The following is a 16,541-nucleotide window of genomic DNA, read 5'->3' on the forward strand; positions in this document are numbered from 1 at the left end:
GCCCGACTCGCGTCGGGCACGGGGCAGGGGTCGATCTCCGACGACGAGCTCGGTCTGCTGTACGACCAGGCCGATGCGCTCGTGCAGCAGTACGCCGGTGCGCGCGCCGCCGAGCTGCTCGCCGCCCAGCCCGCCATGATGACCCGCTGCACCCTGGACGCCGCGGACCGTCTGCACGCCCTGGAGGTCTCGCCCAACGGGGCAGCGGTCTACGGGGACCTGGAGGCCACCCCGCAGCGCGTCGCACGTGACCCCCTCATCGCGGTCTACCCGATCCTGGACCGGTTCCTCGAGGCGGGGATCTCGTGAGCAGCGGACGACTCTCCGCGACCCGGGACGCCCTGGCCGCCGCCCTGGCCGGGCTCGGCACGGTCCACGCGGTCATGCCCTCACGCCTCACCCCACCGGCCGTCGTGCTGGAGCAGGCAGACCCGTGGGTGACCACCGCGGACCAGCCGAACCGGTTCGGCCTGATGCGCTACCAGGTCACCCTCACGGTGCGCCCAGGAGCGAACCCCGACCAGGAGCAGGCCCTGACCGACATGGTCGAGGACGCACTGGACGCGCTCGCCGGTCCGCACGACTGGACCGTTCAGCAGGTCAGCGCACCCCTGAACCTCCAGGTCGGTGAGGCCGTGTACCTCGCTGCCCGCCTCGACGTGACCGCCCCGACCTACCTCACCACCGACTGACAGGAGTCCGCCATGCCCTCCCCGATCGCACCGATCAGCCCCCTGGTCCTCAAGGACGTCGAGCTCATCCTCGGGGCCGCCGACGCCGTCGCCGTCGCCGACACCGACAACGACTTCCGCAAGCACGTGGACACCGTCACCCTGACCCCGACCTCCTCCACCGTGAACTGGACCGGGCTCGGCGCCAACACCCACTCCGACGTCAGCACAGCCACGTGGACCGCGACCCTGGCCGGTGCGCAGGACTGGTCCTCCGACGTGAGCCTGTGCCGGTTCCTGTTCGACAACGAGGGCGACACCCGCCCCTACCTGCTGCGCCCTCGTGCCGGCAGCGGGCCCTCCTTCACCGGGAAGGTCATCATCACGCCCGGTGCGATCGGCGGGCAGGTCAACGCCGTCGCCCCGTTCAACGTGACCCTGGGCCTGACGGCCAAGCCCACCCTGGTCCCGGCGGTCTGATCCCCCGTGGCACCGCTGACCGTGGACCCCGCTGACCGGGCGCGCGTGCGCTCGGCTCAGCGGGCGTTCCGGTCCCTGCCCAAGGACCTCAAGAACGAGCTGCGCCGAGCACAGCGCGCGCAGATCGGACCGATCTGGACCGGGGAGATGACCACCAGTGCGAGCCGTGCCCGACGCGTCGAGCAGCAGCAGGCATTCCGCACGGGATCTCGGGTCAAGGCGGGGCTGCCCCTGCGGCTGGTCGCCGGGGCATCGAACCGCACCACGACCGGCGGGGGAGTGGTCTCCGACCTCGCGCGCCCCTTCGAGTTCGGCACCCACCGCCGCGCCAACTTCACCCGGTACGCGCGGACCTCAACCCTCGGCAAGCAGCACACGGTCACCCGCCGCGCGGCCGCGCAGCTGCCCACGGCCAAGCGATCCGGCTGGGTCGTGTACCCGGCCGTGTCCAAGACCATCCCGCGCCTGATCGGGGTCTGGGTCACCGGGATCAACAAGCGCATCTACGACGCCATGGAGGGACACTGATGGGCCGCCCGATCGAGATCGAGATCGACGCCAAAACCCAGGACGCCGAGCGCGGACTCGACCGCACCGCCGACTCACTCGAGGACCTGTCCGACGGGCTCGGCAAGGCCGAGGACGCTGCCCGCGACGCAGACCGGGTCATCGACCGGGACCTCACCCAGGCGCTGGACGACGTCAAGCGCAAGGCCAAGACCGCGGGCGACGCCCTCGGCGACGAGACCCGCAAGGGCACCCGCCGCGCCGAGCAGGCGACCGACGAGTTCAAGCAGGAGGCGGGGGCCAACTTCTCCGAGGTCGCCAGCAGCTTTTCCGGGGACATGGACTCCGCGATCGATCTGGTCCAGGGCACCCTGGGCGGGCTGGCGGGCAGCATCCCGGGGATCGGCCTTGCCGCGGGTGTGGCCGCTGCCGGCATCGGCGCGATCTACGCGACCCTGCAGGGTGAGGGTGAGCGGGTCCGCGAGCAGATCACCAGCATGACCGAGGACCTGATCGAGTCCGGCAAGACGTTCTTGACCGAGGGGTACATCTCCACCGAGCTGCAGAAGATCTACACCGGCGCGGAGGACGCCACCATCAAGATGGCCGACCTGCAGGCCCTGGCCTCCTCCACCGGGATCAGTGAGGCACAGCTCGCGAGAGCGTTCGCCGGGGACCAGGACGCGCGCGCCGCCGCCCTGCAGACGGTGGTGGACCGGTACGCCGAGGTGGGCGACAAGGCCACGTCGTCCAACGCGGTGGTCGCCGATGCGGCCATCGAGCAGCTCGGGGACCTGGGCCGTTTGCGCGACGCCCTGGAGCAGAACGAGTCGACGTTCGTCTCGGCGCAAGAGGCGCAGGCCCGCTACCTGAACGCGACCAACTCCACGACCCGCGAGACGCAGGGCGCGATCACCGACCTGCGCGGGAAGTTCGACGGGCTGGGCCGCACGATCGAGGAGCTGCCCGCGTCCAAGACCGTGACGGTCACCGCCGACCTGGCCCAGATCGAGCGGCAGCTACGTAACTTCAGGCCCACCGTCACCGTGTCGGGCCGGATCGGATCGGTGGTCCAGTGAGCAGCTCTCTGACGTTGACCCCCCAGCTGGACACCGCATCGGTCAGCGTCCAGATCAACCACCCGTTCTACTCGTGGCTGGGTCAGCCCGGTTCCTCCCAGTCGTCGGCCCAGCTGTCGGGTGCGACCCGGACGAACCTGTGTGCCAACCCCTGCGCGATCAACAACGTGGACGGGTGGTCCGGGTTCACCAACGGTGGAGCGTTCACCGTGGAGCGGGCCGACTCGTCGGCCACGTTCCTACCGCACCCCACCTTCGCCCGTGCCCGGTGGACCACCTCCAGCACCGGCACCGGTGGCCTGGTGTACGTGGTCCCAGGGATCACCCCGGGACAGACCTACTCGGCTGCGGTGGCCGCGGTGCGTCCCTTGAACCAGACCCACTATCTGCGCCTACGGATCAACTGGTTGAACAGCTCGCAGGCATCGATCAGCAACGTCTCCGGCACCGAGCAGTACGTCTCGGCGTCGGACTGGTCGCTGACCCTGCCGCCGATCAACGCAGCGGTGGCCCCCGCCGGCGCGGCCTACGCGCGCGTGGTGATCGAGTCGGTGGCGCTGACCGGTACGGGGTCGTGGGACCCCGGCGAGGACCTGGACGTGTGCGGGCTGCTGTTCGAGAAGTCCGCCACGGCGGGCCCCTACTTCGACGGGGACTACCAGTACAAGGCCACCGGGCTGACCCGCACCGATGCTCAGGGCACGCACGAGGTCCAGCTGCTGGGGAGCACCTGGCCGTTGAACGGGTCGGCGTCGATCCTTGACACGAGCCCGTCGCTGACCGGCCCGATCACCTATGCCCTGACCGGCACGAGCGCGGCGGCGACCACCGCGCTCAACGTGTCGGGCTGGTGGCTCTCGGCGCGGGACGTGGTCGCCGGTCCCCTGCCGCCGGTGCTGGACCTGACCCGCGAGCAGGAGTCCGGGACGGTGGTCCTGTGGCCGCTGAACGCCGCCGAGCCGGTGGTGATCCCCCGCCCGCCGCGCCGCGCCGCCGGCACGATCACCTACCTGTGCCCGACCCGCGAGGACCGGGACGCGGTGCTCGACGTGTACGCGAACACCTACCGGTACTCCACCCCGTGGGTCGCCACCCTGCGCATGGGAGACGAGCACCTGACCCACTGGCCCACGGGCACCGCGACCGAGGTCGAGCACAAGACCGGCAACCCGGAGCACCCCGTGGTGTGGACCGTGGCCGTGGACTACCAGCAGGTGACCGCATGACCGACTACGGGTGGACCGCGCACACCGACTGGCACTCACGGGGTCTGGCCGCTGCGGTGGCCGCCGGGGGGCTCGACCACGTCGTGACCGTGAGCCTGGACCGGGTCGATGGGGTCGGGGGCACCTACGTCCTGCCCGAGATCCTCGACGCCACCATCGTGATGGATGAGGGCTGGTCGCCGCACACGCAGGCGCAGATCGTCGCGCCCATCCCGGAACTGGACGTGCTGACCTGGTTGGACCCGCGCCGCCTGGTGCGCGCCACCGTGCGGGTCACCTACGCGCCGTGGCCGCTGACCGGTGTCCCGGTCGAGTTCCCCTGGCGGCTGTGGGTGCGCTCGCGTCGCCTGTCGCGCGGGGGTGACCAGGACACCATGACCCTGGAGCTCGCGTCCGCTGAGGCCGTGCTGCAGGACGCCTCCCCGTGGGACACGAGCTACACCTACACCGCGAGTACCGCCCCGCGCGCCGCGCTCGACCACCTGGTGGCGTGGGCGTCCAGCTCGACCTGCGCGGTGTTCACCGATGGCCCCGACCCCGCGGTGAGCACCCTCGGGGCTGAGGTCACGGTCGCGCCCGGCGACGACATGTGGGCCAAGGCGCAAGACCTGTCCGAGCTGGCCGGTGGGTGGTTGCGGTCCCTGGACACCCAGGAGCTGTACTGGTCGGCCCGACCCGACGACTGGACAACCGCCCACGGGGACGACGAGCTGGTCACCTACGACGGCGGGTTGATCCTGACCGTGGACGCGACCAACTCCCGCGACGGGTGGGCCGACGCGATCCAGGTGGTCAGTGAGTGGACCGACACCGCCGGGGTCGATCACAAGGTCACCGGGTCGGCGCGCGACCTCACGATCCCCGCCCCGCACAAGACCCTCACGGTGCGCAACGACGTGAAATCGACCACCACGGCCAACACCCGGCAGGCCGCGGCCCTGCTGCGCCGGATGAAGTCCCGCGGTCGGGAGGTGACCCTGACCACGGTGGGCCGCTACTGGCAGCTTGTGGGTGACCAGGTGCGCCTGTTCCACCAGTCCGACCCGCTGAACATGGAGCGGGCCCTGGTTGCCCGGGTCGAGCACCGGCCCTTGCAGGGCATCACGACCCTGACCGTGCGGGACCACCCCGACGAGTCCGCGAACATGGGAGGTTGAGAGTGCCGATCCTCAACGGCAAGCTGCCCGCCGATCTGCTGGTGACCCTGGGCACCGATGCGTGGGGTCGCCCGGTGCGCCTGACCCGGGCTGCCGGGGCGTCCCTGACGCGCCTGTCGCTGCTCACGCACCTACCGGTGGGCCCGACCACCATCGCCGACTCCTACCGGGACTATGCCCGCCAGGAGCGCTATTGGGACGACCCGCCCAACGCCGGCGGTCTGGCCGCTCGCCCGGGCACGTCCGACCACGGGTGGGCGCTGGCGCTCGACCTGCGCGGGGACCTGCTCGCGTGGGCCACCGCGGACGAGCCGACCATGAACGCGCACGGCTGGTTCCGCACCATCGCGGCCGAGCTGTGGCACTGGGTCTACGACCAGACCCGCGACCAGCACCAGACCCCCGAGAGTAAGGACAAGCCGATGCCGCTGACCACCGCAGACCTGTACCAGATCCGGGTGGTGATCGCCGATGAGGTCGCCAAGCTGCTGCGCAACGCCGAGTTCCGCCTCGCCCGGAACCAGCGCAAGACCGACACGCCCGACCCGTGGACGGTGGTCCTGCCGGCCAAGGACGGCTTGGGTCCCGCGCAGGCCCGTGACTGGTTGATCGATGCGCGCGTGGACGTGGCGCGCCTGGTCGAGCAGGTGACCCGATGACCCACACCGCCACCGACCCCGCCGCCCCGGTGTTCAGCCCCCAGGTGCGCACCACCGTCTACGTCGGGTCCCTGATCGTCAACGTGGCCGCGCTCGCCACCCTCGGCGTCCTGGTGATCCTGGGGAGCCTGGACACGGTGACCGCTGCCGCGCTCGCCGGGGCCGTCCTGGGGCCCCTGGGGCTGCTCAACGCCGGGCTGGGCACCGCGTACCGGCCGACCCTGACCCTGGGGTCGTGAGCGACGACGTGACGGTGGCCCTGATCGCAGCGACACCACCGACGATCGTGGCCATCGCGGGCATGGTCCAGAACCGGCGCACGCGCCGCCAGGTAGACGCGATCGGGCACCAGACCCGACCGAACCACGGCTCGAGCATGTACGACCGGGTGACGGCCCTGGAGACCGCCACGACCTACCTGGGCACGGCCGTGCAGGACCTCGTGCGCCGGATGGACCGGCACCTCGACAAGTGAGCCGTCATGCCGCCCAGCGGGCGGAGCGCTCGGCGACCATGGCACGCACCGTGTCTGGCCTGACCGCGACGTACCGCTGGGTGGTGGCCACGGATGCGTGGCCGAGCAGCTCCTGAATGGCGCGCAGGTCGTGGGTCGCGTCGTGCAGCTCGGTCGCGCACAGGTGCCGTAGCTGGTGCATCGTCACGCCCACCGGCAGGAGCCTGCCCACGAGCCGCCCGACCCACCGGGCCGACAGGTGCCCGTGATCGGCCCCGGGGAACGCCCACCCGTCGGGCAGTCTGCGCAGCGCCCGCGCGAGGGAGTCCGGCAGGGGCACGTCCCGGTTGCGTGAGCCCTTGCCGTGCACGTGCAGCGTCCAGCCGAGCAGGTCCCGGCTCAGGTCGCGGGTGTGCACCTGGGCGACCTCACCGCGGCGCATCCCGAGCTCGACCGCGAGACGGATCATCAACCACACGCGCTCGTCCGCCTCACTCAGGGCCGTCACGACGGCCTCAGGCGGAGCCGGGCGTGGGTCGGGCTTTGCCGGCGGCACGGCCGGGAGCCCCGCAGCGACGTCGACGGTGGTGCGCTCGGTCGCCACCCCCCACCGCCAGAATGCGCGCAGCGACGCCCGGACCGAGCGTCGCGTCTCGGGTCGCCAGTCCTGCAACCCGGTCCAGGTGAGCAGGTCGTCCAAGGTCAGGGCCCACGGCCCCGTACAGCCCGCCCACGAGCCCAAACGGCGCAGGTGGTACGTCCGCAGCCCGACCGTCTGCGCGGACCGCCCAGCGGCCCTCAGCGCGGTTTCCCAGGCGCTGATCTCCTTTTCCCATGGCACGGTGACACCATCGGTTTCAACCGATTCGATCTTGAGCGCCGATGTCCCGTCCATGGGTGCTCACCCGCTGGTCAGCGTGGACTTCCGGTGCGCTGCGCGGCCCGGTCGCACCGCGCGTCGATCTCGGCCCACAGCGTGGCCCGCTCGAGGTCCGGCCGGGCCTCCGTGCGCAGCCAGGTACGCAGCCAGTACGCGCACGACTCCCCGGCCTTGGCCCGCACCGCCTCGAGCGCCGCAACCGGGCCGTGCAGCTCGGCCTGCCGGTAGACCTGCTCGGCGCGCCCGATCACCGGCTCCAGGAACGTCGCGACCTCGGGCATCGCCGGGAACCCCTCCGGGGCAGCGTCGAGCGAGTCCAGGGCCAGGGACGGCTGCACGTCCAGGACGGAGCCCTGCTGGGCCGTGGGCGGCTCGACCACGGTCAACCGTGGCCGCGGGTACGCCTTGCCGTCGCGCCCGACCACGACCGGGGCAGGTGTGTCACCTGACACAGGCTCGGGCCTGCTCGCCGCGACGTCGCGGGCGACGGTCTTGGGCGAGGCCCCGACGATCGGTGCGATCGCGCGCGTGGACATGCCCTGCCCGGTCAGGTACGCGACCCACTCCTGACGCTCGGGCCCGGCAAGGCGCAGCTGCCCGCCGAGCACGTCGGCGAGGTACGCGGTCCAGGACGCATAGCCGAGGGTCTGGGCGACCCCGCCGTCCTTGGCCTGCTCCACGAGCTGCACGAGCCGTTCCCAGCGCTCGCGGATCGTGGAGGCCGTCAGCCTGATCCGGTCCGTCAGCGCGCGTGCGTGCTCCACGTCCAGGATGCCCGCCGGGACCGGCGGGACGGCCGGGGCGTCGTCGCCCACGACGTCGACCACCGACAGGCCACCGCCGCCGACCTCAGCCAGTGCCGGCATCGCGGCCCGGGCCCGGCTCACGACGCGCTCCGCAGGAACGGCATGGGCAGGTAGGTCGCGGTGTGGCAGGGCCACCGCTGCCCGTCCTCGACGCAGCACTCGTCCGCGCCGAGCGCGTGCAGCGCCGCCAGGTCGCGGCAGATCATCTCCAGCAGCTCGACGCTCATGCCGACACCGCCATGGCCGATGAGTCGATCGAGCGCGCTGCCCGCCAGGCCGCGAGGTCGATCACGGAGGCTCCAAACCAGCGGGTTCGGGGTTCGAGTCCCTGATGGCGCACCAGCAGTTCGCTCGGTTCGAGTCCAAGGAAGCTCGCGAACCGAGCAAGGTCATCGATCGTAAGCCGCACTCGGCCTGTGAGCCGGTCGGACAGCGCCTGCTGAGACAGGCCAAGCCCAACACACGCGCGCCGCTGCGAGAGCCGCCGCCGCGCGATCTCCGCGCGCACGTTCGACGTCACCACGTCGGTCAGGTCATCCCACTCTGATCCTGCTGCTGTCGTTGTCATGCCCGCACAGTACCGCCAAAGCCGGTAGTTGCACGAGAGCCCATGTGAGTGACGTTCGGCGTGTCGATTTTGATCTGACCGAGAAGTCCGGTCAACTGCGGGCATGGCAACGAATCTCACAGCAGCCATCGCCGACGCCGTGCGTGAGCACCTGCGTCGCCGGGGCGTCAGTCAGCGCACCGCTGGGCCCTTGCTGGGCATGTCTCAGCAGGCCCTATCTGACCGGTTGACCGGTCGTACCCCGTTCACGCTCGCGGACCTGGAGCGTCTCGCCGATCTGCTGGACCTGCCGGTCTCCGACCTGCTCCAGCCCCGCCAGGTGCAGGAGGTCGGGGCATGAGTGCTGACCTGTTCGTGACGCGTCGCCGCAGGGCGATGGTGGGTCCGCAGGCTGTTCAGGTGGGTGAGCTGCTCGACGTGCTGCATTCCTTGACCCCGGAGGAGGCCCTCGCACTCGCGGACGCCGCTTGGGACGCCGCTTGGGCCGCCCCTGCGGCCGCCGCTGCGGCCGCCGCTTGGGCCGCCGCCAGGGACGCCGCTTGGGCCGCCGCCAGGGACGCCGCTTGGGCCGCCGCTTGGGACGCCGCTTGGGACGCCGCTTGGGCCGCCCCTGCGGCCGCCGCTTGGGACGCCGCTGCGGCCGCCGCTTGGGCCGCCGCTGCGGCCGCCGCTTGGGCCGCCGCCAGGGACGCCGCTTGGGACGCCGCTGCGGCCGCCGCTTGGGCCGCCGCTGGGTTGTTGGTGCGGGATCTGATCTCTCGTGAGCACTATGACGAGCTGACGCGGGTGGTGCGGTCTGTGTTGGGTCCGATCCACCCTGAGGACTCGGTCCTGTGAGCGGGCCGAGGTGGCCGGTCGAGCGCCGCGAGGCCTATGCGCGTGCTCGTGCCCTGGGGAACACGTTGTTGGGTGGGGTTGCGCTCGCGCTGCCCGCTTTGCTGCTCGTGGGGTGGGTGGCCTGCCGTGGGTGATCTGCGTGGGACCTACCTGACGACGGCCCCGAACGTGTCCGAGCAGATGGCCCACGCTGCGGCTGTGACGGTGGTCGAGCACTCGCGGGATGAGGCGGACGTGCGCCTGCTGCTGTTCTCGCTGGGTCTGGTGGAGGCGTGCGAGGGCGTGGAGAACCCGCCGCAGGCGTGCGGTCACCCGGCCTCCAGCCGCCGCCGGCGGTCCACCGGCAAGGGGTTCCAGTGTGACGAGTGCCTGCGGGCTGGCGCCCGGGTCAGGCACGCACGGGAGCGTGCCCGGCGGGTGACGGCGTCGTGAGCGGGGCGGGCAAGACGTTCGTCCTGCGCCGTGGCATGGTCGGCGTGCCCAACCGGACGGTCTACGACGAGCGCCTGTCCTACCAGGCGCTCGGGGTCCTCACGGTCCTCCTCGCGCGCCCTGACGGGTCCCCAGCGGGCTACCGCGACCTGCAGGGCCGCGGGCTCGGGCAGACGGCGCTCCTCGCGGCGCTGCGCGAGCTCGACGGCGCTGGCTACCGGCACATGATCCGGCGCTCTGGGCCCCGTGGGCGGCTCGTGACCGACGTCCTCGTGAGCGAGGTCGCGATGCCCGCCGAGGAGGCGGAGGCCCGTCTGCGGGAGCGTCTGGGGGAGTCTCGACTGCCTGTGGATAACTCCTCCACCGTGCGGCGGAATTCCACGCACGGTGTGACCAGCGGAAACGGTGCATCTTCCCAGGTCGCACCGTGCGGCGGTTCACCGCGCCACGGTGGACCGCGCCACGGTGAACCGCCGCATGTCTCTAAAGAGACTCAAAGTAGTTCTTCACTTCGTTCAGAACTACCGCAGGCTTCCAACGCGCGAGACGCCGACACCGAGTGTCCACACGGCATCGAGGACGGCCTGAAGCCGACCCGCGACGGCAAGCCCCGGTGCCCGCTCTGCCGACGCGGCTGGGTGCCCGGTACCGCGCCCTGGGACGCGACCAACGTGATCCCCATCGACAACCGAGCCCGCCAGGCGGGCGACCACCTGGAGGCGAACCGATGAACGACTACGACGACGTGCCCACCCTGGCCGAGACCATGACCGTCCTGGACGAGGCCATCGGCCTGCTCGACGACGTGGTGGTCTCGCTCTACGCCTGGCGAGACGCCCAGGACGACGCCGAGCTGCGCGAGACCCTGGCCGTCGCTGGCGACCTCCTCGCACAGTCCTGGGCCTCAAGCCGCCGGGGACGACAGGTGCTTACCGACGACGTACCGGCACCCCTGCGGACCATGCGACCCGCCACGACGACCACCGACCTCGCAGCGCAGCAGGACGCAGCACTCGACCCGCCCAGGTTCCGAGCCACCAGATGGCGCGACACCGACGGCACCGTCCCCGAGGGAGCCCCGTGGATCGTCGCCCACGGCGGGGTCCTGTACTCCGTCCACCACGACCGCGACCAGGCCCTGACCGCCGCCCACACCCTCGCCACCCAGGCAGGCCCGCGATGAACGACAAGCCACGGGCCCACAACCACGGGATCGACTGGTGCCCCGAGCACGTCCAGCCCGACGGCACGATCCAGGGCGAGTGCCTCGCAGGCCCAAGCGGACCGCTCTCCCCGGCCTGGCTCCAGGCCGTCAGCGGCCCCGTCCGGCCCAGCCCTGCCAAGCCCAAGCCCGTCGAGCTCGTGGCGCAGGCCAGGGCCGAGGAGGATCACGAGCTGCTGACCCGTGCGGTGATCGCTCTCGCCCGGGAGTGGGGCGTGTCCGAGGACGTGGCCCGCCTGCGCCTGTCTGGCGTGGTCGAGCGGGAGTGGCGTCGACCCGAGGCGTACCGGTGAGCGGGTGGGGTGGGCGCAAGGTCGCCCGCCTGCGCCGCGTGGTGCTCGCTGCCTACGGCCCGGTGTGCTACCTCAACGGCCCGTACTGCCGCGAGCACGGCCGGGCCATCGACCTGTCCCTGCGCTTCCCGCACCGGGGCTCGTTCACCATCGAGCACACCGACCCACGCAGCGCCGGAGGAGCCGACCACCTCGCGCTCCTGCGGCCCGCGCACCTAGCGTGCAACTCCTCGCGCGGCAACGGCACCAGCCCGAGGCCGAGCGGGAGGCCACGACGCACACCCGAGACGGGGGCTCGTTTCTCTGAGCAGGGGCACGGGAAACCCCGCTCGCCGCTTCCCTCTCCCCCCGAACCCACCACAAAAAACGGCCAAACGGTCGAGAATGCCGAGGGATAAGGAATGAACACGCACGATTCCGACCCGGCACTTTTCCGCCTGCCAGAGCCCGAGAATGACCACGCCATCGAGGCTGCAGCTGAGACCACGATCGCCGCGCTGCGCGGTGCCGGCGGCCTGGACGCCACCCACGCACTCAAGGTGCAGCTGATCCGCACGGGCTCGCGCGCCCTCGATCGGGAGTTCGCCGGGGGCAAGGTCACCGTCGCCGCGACCACGCTGTTCTCCAAGGTCCTGGACGCGGCCGACGCACTGCCGACGGTGCAGCAGGCCGTCAACGACACGTTCGAGCGCATCGCCTCGGCGCTCGGCGCGGACTACCCGACCGCCCCGCAGCGCGAGCCCGCGACCGAGCAGCAGGCCGATGCAGGCTGAGTACCGCCGTGTCGCGCACCCCTCCGAGCTGCGCCGCCCGCCGAAGTACGCGACCCTCCCGGACCTGACCCTGCCCACTCGAGGTGGCAAGGTCCGGGTCCTGGCCGACGAGATGGGCAAGCCACTGCTGCCGCACCAGCAGTACATCGCCGACGTCGGCACCGAGATGAACCCACCCGGGTCCCCGTTCCTGTTCCGCCGCCGCCTGATCGTGGTCTCCCTGCCACGCCAGACCGGCAAGACCACCCTGCAGCGCCCGCTGTTCGTCGAGCGGTGCATGAGCCGGCCACAGACCAAGGCGTTCATGTGCGCGCAGATGGGCAAGTACTCCTCCGAGCGTTGGAGCGACCTGGTCAGCGACCTGGAGTCCTCGCCGCTGTTCAATTCCTGGACGCGCATTGTGCGCGGCAAAGGCTCCGAGCGGTGCCATTTCCCCAACTCGTCATTCATCTCCCCGTTCGCTCCTGGGCCCGAAGCCCTGCACGGGGAGTCCCCGCCGATCGTCTCGGTCGATGAGGGCTGGGCGTTCAGCGCCGAGGAGGGCGCGCAGCTCATGCGCGCGATCCGCCCCGCGCAGCAGACCCTCTGGGACCGTCAGCTGTGGATCTTCTCCGCCGCCGGGGACCTCGACTCCGAGTGGTGGGAGGCCCTGTGCGAGGCAGGCCGCGAGTCGATCAACGACCCCCTGTCCGACATGGCCTACTTCGAGTGGGCCATCGCCGACGACGCCGACCCCTACGACCCCGCCGCCTGGGACTTCCACCCCGGCCTCGATGGCCTGATCACCCGCGAGACCCTCGCCGAGGAGTCCCAGCCGTCCCGCAACTCGCACGCCGACTGGCTCCGCGGGTTCATGAACCGCTCGACCAAGCAGCGCACCAAGACGGTCCTGGACGTCGCGTCGTTCGCGACCCTGGCAGGACCCCAGCCCGACCCGCAGCCCGACCAGGTCGCCTACGCCTACGACGTCGCCCTTGACCGCACCGCGGCATCGGTCTGGTCCGCGTGGCGCACCAACGACGGGCGGCTCATGATCCAGGTCGTCAAGACCGACGAGGGCGCGGACTGGCTGCCCGAGTTCATCGCCGGGCTGTACCGAGCCGAGCCCGGCGCGACGATCGGGGCCGACGACGGAGGCCCGACCCGCATGGTCACCGACCGGCTCACCCGCGCTGGCATCCCCGTCGAGGTCATCGGCGGCCGCGACGCCGCGACCGCGTGGGGAGCGTTCAAGGCCGAGGCCAAGGCCACCCCCGCCAGGCTCGTCCACGACGGCTCACCGGTCCTGCTCACCCAGCTCGAGGCCGCCGTGGAGCGCACCATCGGGGACGCGACGTCCCTGTCCCGCCGGCACTCGCTCGGGCCGATCGACGCGGTCGTGGCAGCCAAGTCCGCCGCCTGGCTCGCTGACCACCTGCACGGCCCGCAGCTGTTCGTCTGACCCGCGACACGCCGACGGCGCGTGCGTGTTGCTTGACACCAGGTCGAGTGAGCACGTGATCTCCGCTGCCATGGGACGACGACTGAGGGCAGCGGCCGAGATGATCGGACTACTCCCGTCCGGGCTGCTGGTCCGCGAGGCCCTCGACGGGGTCATCCCGCCCGACCGCTCGGCGACCACCTCCGTCTCGCCCGGTCAGGCCCTGACCATCTCGATGGTGTACCGCGCGATGCAGCTGCACGCCGTCGCCGTCTCGCAGCTCTCGATCGACGTCCAGCGCCGCGGGGCCCGCATGGACCCCCCGCTCCTGATCCGCAAGCCCGAGGTCGATCGGCACAGGTCCGCGACCCTGGAGTACATCACCACGTCCCTGGGCCTGACCGGGAACTCCTACTGGCGGCTCCTGCGTCAGGACTCCACCGACCCGGCATCGCCCGTCGTCGCGATCGAGGTCCTGAACCCCAACGGTGTGGTCATCTGGGACGACCCCGTCACCGGCCTGCGCCGCTACTCCTACAACGACGACCGCGGCCGGCACCGCATGTTCGAGGCGTGGGAGATCAAGCACCTGGCGTTCCTGCGGATCCCCGGCACGCCCTACGGGCTGGGCCCGATCCAAGCCGCGCAGGTCGAGCTCGGCGGGGCCATCGACCTGCGCGACTACTCGACCGGGTGGTTCGCCAACGGTGGAGTGCCGTCCGGCATCCTGACCTCCGACCAGCACCTGAACAAGGCGCAGGCCGACGAGTACCGCGAGATGTGGGACTCGGTCCCGGCCGGGCGCACCCGCGTCGTCGGCTCCGGGCTCGGCTACCAGTCGATCCTCGTGAGCCCGAAGGACGCACAGTTCCTCGAGTCCCAGCAGTTCACCGTCACCCAGATCGCGCGGCTGTTCGGCGTGCCCGCCTCCCTCATGCTCGCCACCGTCGAGGGCAACACCCAGACCTACCAGAACGTCGAGCAGGAGTGGATCGGGTACGTCAGGTTCGCGCTCATGGCCTACCTCCGCGAGATCGAGGAGGCGTTCAGCGACCTGCTCGTCAACGGTCAGGAGGCCCGGTTCAACGTCGAGGCCCTGCTGCGCTCGGACACCAAGACGCGCTACGAGGCCCACGAGATCGCGCTCCGTGCCGGGTGGACCGACGTCGCCGAGGTCCGCCAGATCGAGGGACTGGCACCCCGCCCGGACCTGGAGAAGCCCACACCTGTGTCACCTGACACACCTTCCATCGGAGCGTGACCCATGCCCACCCCGATCCTGCGCTACTTCGCGTTCGACCACCTGCCCGCAGGACCCCTGCGGGAGACCTCCCGAGGGTTCAACGCCCTGGCCTCCGTACTGGCCAAGCACCTGCCCGAGGGCCCCGAGAAGTCCACCGCCCTACGCAAGCTGCTGGAGTCCAAGGACGCCGCAGTGCGCGCCGCACTCGACCTGGAGGCATGACCGTGCCCACCGCCCAGCCCACCGGCTCGCCCGTCCTGTCCCCGGACCTGGAGGTCCGCGAGTTCCAGGTCCGCGAGGTCGCCACCGACTCCCGCGAGTTCACCGGTATCGCCGTGCCCTGGGGGACGGTCGCCGAGATCGCCGGCATGTACCGCGAGGAGTTCGAGAAGGGCGCGGTCCAGGACTCCGACGACGCGCTGATCTTCTGGCGGCACGCCGACCCCATCGGCAAGGTCACCGCGCACCGCGACACCGACGCCGGGTGGGAGATCACCGCGACCCTGTCCGACACGACCCAGGGACGCGAGGCGCACACGCTCCTGCGTGACGGGGTCGTGACCCGCCTGTCCGTGGGGTTCCGCCCCGTGGAGCACCGCGAGGAGGTCGCCGAGGACGGCTCGGTCACGATCACCCGGACCAAGGTCCAGGTCCGTGAGGTCTCCCTCACCCCGTTCCCCGCCTACGACGGTGCCACCGTCACCCAGGTCCGCCACACCCAGCCCGCCCCAACCCAGGAGGACACCATGACCGCACCGGTCACCACCGAGGACCTCACCGAGGTCCGCCAGTCCGTCGAGGAGCTGACCCGCAACGTCGCCCTCCTCGCCCAGCGCGAGAACACCCCCGAGCCGGAGATGCAGTTCCGGTCCGCCGGTGCGCTCCTCAAGGCCATCGCCGCCGGTGACGAGACCGCGCAGCGTGAGTACAACGACACGCTGCAGCGGGCCTGGAACCCGGCGGGTGCCGTGGTCGCGGACGGGTCCCCGCGTGCCGGGTGGGCCGGTGACCTGACCCGCCTGATCGATGAGGCGGCCGTCCTCGCGTCCCTGTTCTCCACCGGGGTCCTGCCCGCCGAGGGCATGTCGGTGGAGTACGCGCAGCTCAAGGACAACACCGTGGCCGTCGGCAAGCAGGCCGCCGAGGGCGACGACCTGACCTTCGGCAAGGTCTCCACCGAGATCAAGAACGCCGCGGTCGAGACGTTCGGCGGGTACTCGCGCCTGTCGCTCCAGGCCGTGCAGCGCTCCAGCGTGAACATCGTCGACCACACGCTCAACGCCCTGGCCATCGCCGCCGGCAAGCGCCGCAACACCCAGCTGCGCGCGTTCTACGCGACCGCGATCGCCGACCAGATCACCGCCGGCAACACCGTCACGGTGACCGACTCCACCGACTACGCCGACTGGCTGGACGCCATCATCGACGCCGCCGAGAAGTACACCGACCTGGGCCTGTCCCTCGACGGGATCACCGCGGACAAGACGGTCTTCAAGACCCTCGCCCGGCTCGTCGGCACGGACGGTCGCCCGATGATGACGGTGGACGGGACCGGCAACAACACCGTCGGGACCGTCGACGTCAAGGCCATCTCCGGGACCCTGGCCTCGGTCCCGGTCCGGCTCAACCCCAAGCAGACCGCCCCGGGCGCGTCGTTCTATAACCGCCTCGCGATCCGGGCCTACAACAGCCCGCTCGCCCGGCTCCAGGACGACAACATCGTCAACCTGTCCAAGGACTTCAGCGTCTACTTCTACAGCGCCCTCGCGCTGGAGAACCCCGCCGCCATCGTCCCGATCGAGATCACGGCCTGATCCCTCATGGCCACTGCCAC

Annotated in this window: 25 protein-coding genes; 21 read left to right on the forward strand and 4 right to left on the reverse strand. The window is 71.1% G+C overall.

The window, feature by feature from the left end; genetic code table 11:
• The 10 genes from ABWK99_RS04815 to ABWK99_RS04860 all read left to right on the forward strand — a co-directional run.
• The coding region (locus ABWK99_RS04815) for a hypothetical protein (RefSeq protein ID WP_372593563.1) at positions 1 to 309 on the forward strand (309 nt) is incomplete at its 5' end.
• Positions 306 to 692: a hypothetical protein gene (locus ABWK99_RS04820; protein WP_372593564.1), complete on the forward strand. Its 387-nt coding sequence runs from the start codon at positions 306 to 308 to the stop codon at positions 690 to 692. The genes ABWK99_RS04815 and ABWK99_RS04820, both read left to right, overlap by 4 nt.
• 12 nt (positions 693 to 704) lie before the next feature.
• Positions 705 to 1,151 (forward strand): hypothetical protein, encoded by a 447-nt coding sequence (locus tag ABWK99_RS04825; protein WP_372593565.1) that lies wholly within the window; start codon positions 705 to 707, stop codon positions 1,149 to 1,151.
• A 6-nt stretch (positions 1,152 to 1,157) separates the two neighbouring features.
• A complete protein-coding gene (locus tag ABWK99_RS04830) occupies positions 1,158 to 1,679 on the forward strand; it encodes a hypothetical protein (protein WP_372593566.1) in 522 nt (173 codons plus the stop codon).
• Positions 1,679 to 2,737 carry a hypothetical protein gene (locus ABWK99_RS04835; RefSeq protein ID WP_372593567.1) on the forward strand — a complete coding sequence of 353 codons (1,059 nt, stop codon included), beginning with the start codon at positions 1,679 to 1,681 and terminating at the stop codon, positions 2,735 to 2,737. The genes ABWK99_RS04830 and ABWK99_RS04835 overlap by 1 nt, the downstream gene beginning before the upstream one ends.
• Complete coding sequence (locus tag ABWK99_RS04840; RefSeq protein ID WP_372593568.1) at positions 2,734 to 3,963, forward strand: hypothetical protein; 1,230 nt, start codon at positions 2,734 to 2,736, stop codon at positions 3,961 to 3,963. Before ABWK99_RS04835 ends, ABWK99_RS04840 begins: the two co-directional genes overlap by 4 nt.
• Positions 3,960 to 5,120: a hypothetical protein gene (locus ABWK99_RS04845; RefSeq protein WP_372593569.1), complete on the forward strand. Its 1,161-nt coding sequence runs from the start codon at positions 3,960 to 3,962 to the stop codon at positions 5,118 to 5,120. Before ABWK99_RS04840 ends, ABWK99_RS04845 begins: the two co-directional genes overlap by 4 nt.
• Positions 5,117 to 5,779, forward strand: a complete 663-nt coding sequence (locus ABWK99_RS04850; RefSeq protein WP_372593570.1) for a hypothetical protein — start codon at positions 5,117 to 5,119, stop codon at positions 5,777 to 5,779. Before ABWK99_RS04845 ends, ABWK99_RS04850 begins: the two co-directional genes overlap by 4 nt.
• The gene (locus tag ABWK99_RS04855; RefSeq protein WP_372593571.1) at positions 5,776 to 6,018 is read left to right on the forward strand and encodes a hypothetical protein; all 243 of its coding nucleotides are present in this window, start codon (positions 5,776 to 5,778) and stop codon (positions 6,016 to 6,018) included. Before ABWK99_RS04850 ends, ABWK99_RS04855 begins: the two co-directional genes overlap by 4 nt.
• Positions 6,015 to 6,254 carry a hypothetical protein gene (locus ABWK99_RS04860; protein WP_372593572.1) on the forward strand — a complete coding sequence of 80 codons (240 nt, stop codon included), beginning with the start codon at positions 6,015 to 6,017 and terminating at the stop codon, positions 6,252 to 6,254. The genes ABWK99_RS04855 and ABWK99_RS04860 overlap by 4 nt, the downstream gene beginning before the upstream one ends.
• A gap of 4 nt (positions 6,255 to 6,258) precedes the next feature.
• Here the strand turns inward: ABWK99_RS04860 and ABWK99_RS04865 are convergent, their stop codons facing one another.
• The 4 genes from ABWK99_RS04865 to ABWK99_RS04880 form a co-directional block, all read right to left on the reverse strand.
• Positions 6,259 to 7,074, reverse strand: coding sequence for a tyrosine-type recombinase/integrase (locus ABWK99_RS04865; protein ID WP_372593573.1), 816 nt, complete (start codon positions 7,072 to 7,074; stop codon positions 6,259 to 6,261).
• A 71-nt stretch (positions 7,075 to 7,145) separates the two neighbouring features.
• Positions 7,146 to 8,000, reverse strand: coding sequence for a hypothetical protein (locus ABWK99_RS04870; protein ID WP_372593574.1), 855 nt, complete (start codon positions 7,998 to 8,000; stop codon positions 7,146 to 7,148).
• Complete coding sequence (locus ABWK99_RS04875; protein WP_372593575.1) at positions 7,997 to 8,146, reverse strand: hypothetical protein; 150 nt, start codon at positions 8,144 to 8,146, stop codon at positions 7,997 to 7,999. Before ABWK99_RS04875 ends, ABWK99_RS04870 begins: the two co-directional genes overlap by 4 nt.
• Positions 8,143 to 8,487 carry a helix-turn-helix domain-containing protein gene (locus ABWK99_RS04880; RefSeq protein WP_372593576.1) on the reverse strand — a complete coding sequence of 115 codons (345 nt, stop codon included), beginning with the start codon at positions 8,485 to 8,487 and terminating at the stop codon, positions 8,143 to 8,145. The genes ABWK99_RS04875 and ABWK99_RS04880 overlap by 4 nt, the downstream gene beginning before the upstream one ends.
• A 103-nt stretch (positions 8,488 to 8,590) precedes the next feature.
• On the opposite strand from ABWK99_RS04880, the gene ABWK99_RS04885 reads away from it, so the two are divergent.
• The 11 genes from ABWK99_RS04885 to ABWK99_RS04935 all read left to right on the forward strand — a co-directional run bounded on the left by ABWK99_RS04885 (position 8,591) and on the right by ABWK99_RS04935 (position 16,521).
• On the forward strand, positions 8,591 to 8,827 hold the full coding sequence (locus ABWK99_RS04885) for a helix-turn-helix domain-containing protein (protein ID WP_372593577.1): 237 nt from the start codon (positions 8,591 to 8,593) through the stop codon (positions 8,825 to 8,827).
• Entirely contained in the window at positions 8,824 to 9,324 is a 501-nt protein-coding gene (locus tag ABWK99_RS04890; RefSeq protein ID WP_372593578.1) for a hypothetical protein, read from the forward strand. The genes ABWK99_RS04885 and ABWK99_RS04890 overlap by 4 nt, the downstream gene beginning before the upstream one ends.
• 198 nt (positions 9,325 to 9,522) lie before the next feature.
• A complete protein-coding gene (locus ABWK99_RS04895; protein WP_372593579.1) occupies positions 9,523 to 9,756 on the forward strand; it encodes a hypothetical protein in 234 nt (77 codons plus the stop codon).
• The gene (locus ABWK99_RS04900; protein ID WP_372593580.1) at positions 9,753 to 10,487 is read left to right on the forward strand and encodes a hypothetical protein; all 735 of its coding nucleotides are present in this window, start codon (positions 9,753 to 9,755) and stop codon (positions 10,485 to 10,487) included. Before ABWK99_RS04895 ends, ABWK99_RS04900 begins: the two co-directional genes overlap by 4 nt.
• The gene (locus tag ABWK99_RS04905) at positions 10,484 to 10,939 is read left to right on the forward strand and encodes a hypothetical protein (RefSeq protein ID WP_372593581.1); all 456 of its coding nucleotides are present in this window, start codon (positions 10,484 to 10,486) and stop codon (positions 10,937 to 10,939) included. Before ABWK99_RS04900 ends, ABWK99_RS04905 begins: the two co-directional genes overlap by 4 nt.
• On the forward strand, positions 10,936 to 11,271 hold the full coding sequence (locus ABWK99_RS04910; RefSeq protein WP_372593582.1) for a hypothetical protein: 336 nt from the start codon (positions 10,936 to 10,938) through the stop codon (positions 11,269 to 11,271). The genes ABWK99_RS04905 and ABWK99_RS04910 overlap by 4 nt, the downstream gene beginning before the upstream one ends.
• Before the next feature lie 401 nt (positions 11,272 to 11,672).
• A complete protein-coding gene (locus ABWK99_RS04915; protein WP_372593583.1) occupies positions 11,673 to 12,044 on the forward strand; it encodes a hypothetical protein in 372 nt (123 codons plus the stop codon).
• The gene (locus ABWK99_RS04920; RefSeq protein WP_372593584.1) at positions 12,034 to 13,485 is read left to right on the forward strand and encodes a hypothetical protein; all 1,452 of its coding nucleotides are present in this window, start codon (positions 12,034 to 12,036) and stop codon (positions 13,483 to 13,485) included. The genes ABWK99_RS04915 and ABWK99_RS04920 overlap by 11 nt, the downstream gene beginning before the upstream one ends.
• 55 nt (positions 13,486 to 13,540) lie before the next feature.
• Positions 13,541 to 14,725, forward strand: a complete 1,185-nt coding sequence (locus ABWK99_RS04925; protein WP_372593585.1) for a phage portal protein — start codon at positions 13,541 to 13,543, stop codon at positions 14,723 to 14,725.
• A 3-nt stretch (positions 14,726 to 14,728) separates the two neighbouring features.
• Entirely contained in the window at positions 14,729 to 14,929 is a 201-nt protein-coding gene (locus tag ABWK99_RS04930; protein WP_372593586.1) for a hypothetical protein, read from the forward strand.
• On the forward strand, positions 14,926 to 16,521 hold the full coding sequence (locus tag ABWK99_RS04935) for an HK97 family phage prohead protease (RefSeq protein WP_372593587.1): 1,596 nt from the start codon (positions 14,926 to 14,928) through the stop codon (positions 16,519 to 16,521). The genes ABWK99_RS04930 and ABWK99_RS04935 overlap by 4 nt, the downstream gene beginning before the upstream one ends.
• The last annotated feature ends 20 nt before the right edge of the window (positions 16,522 to 16,541 follow it).

The sequence above is a fragment of the Actinotalea sp. genome (assembly GCF_041597215.1).
GTDB lineage: Bacteria > Actinomycetota > Actinomycetes > Actinomycetales > Cellulomonadaceae > Actinotalea.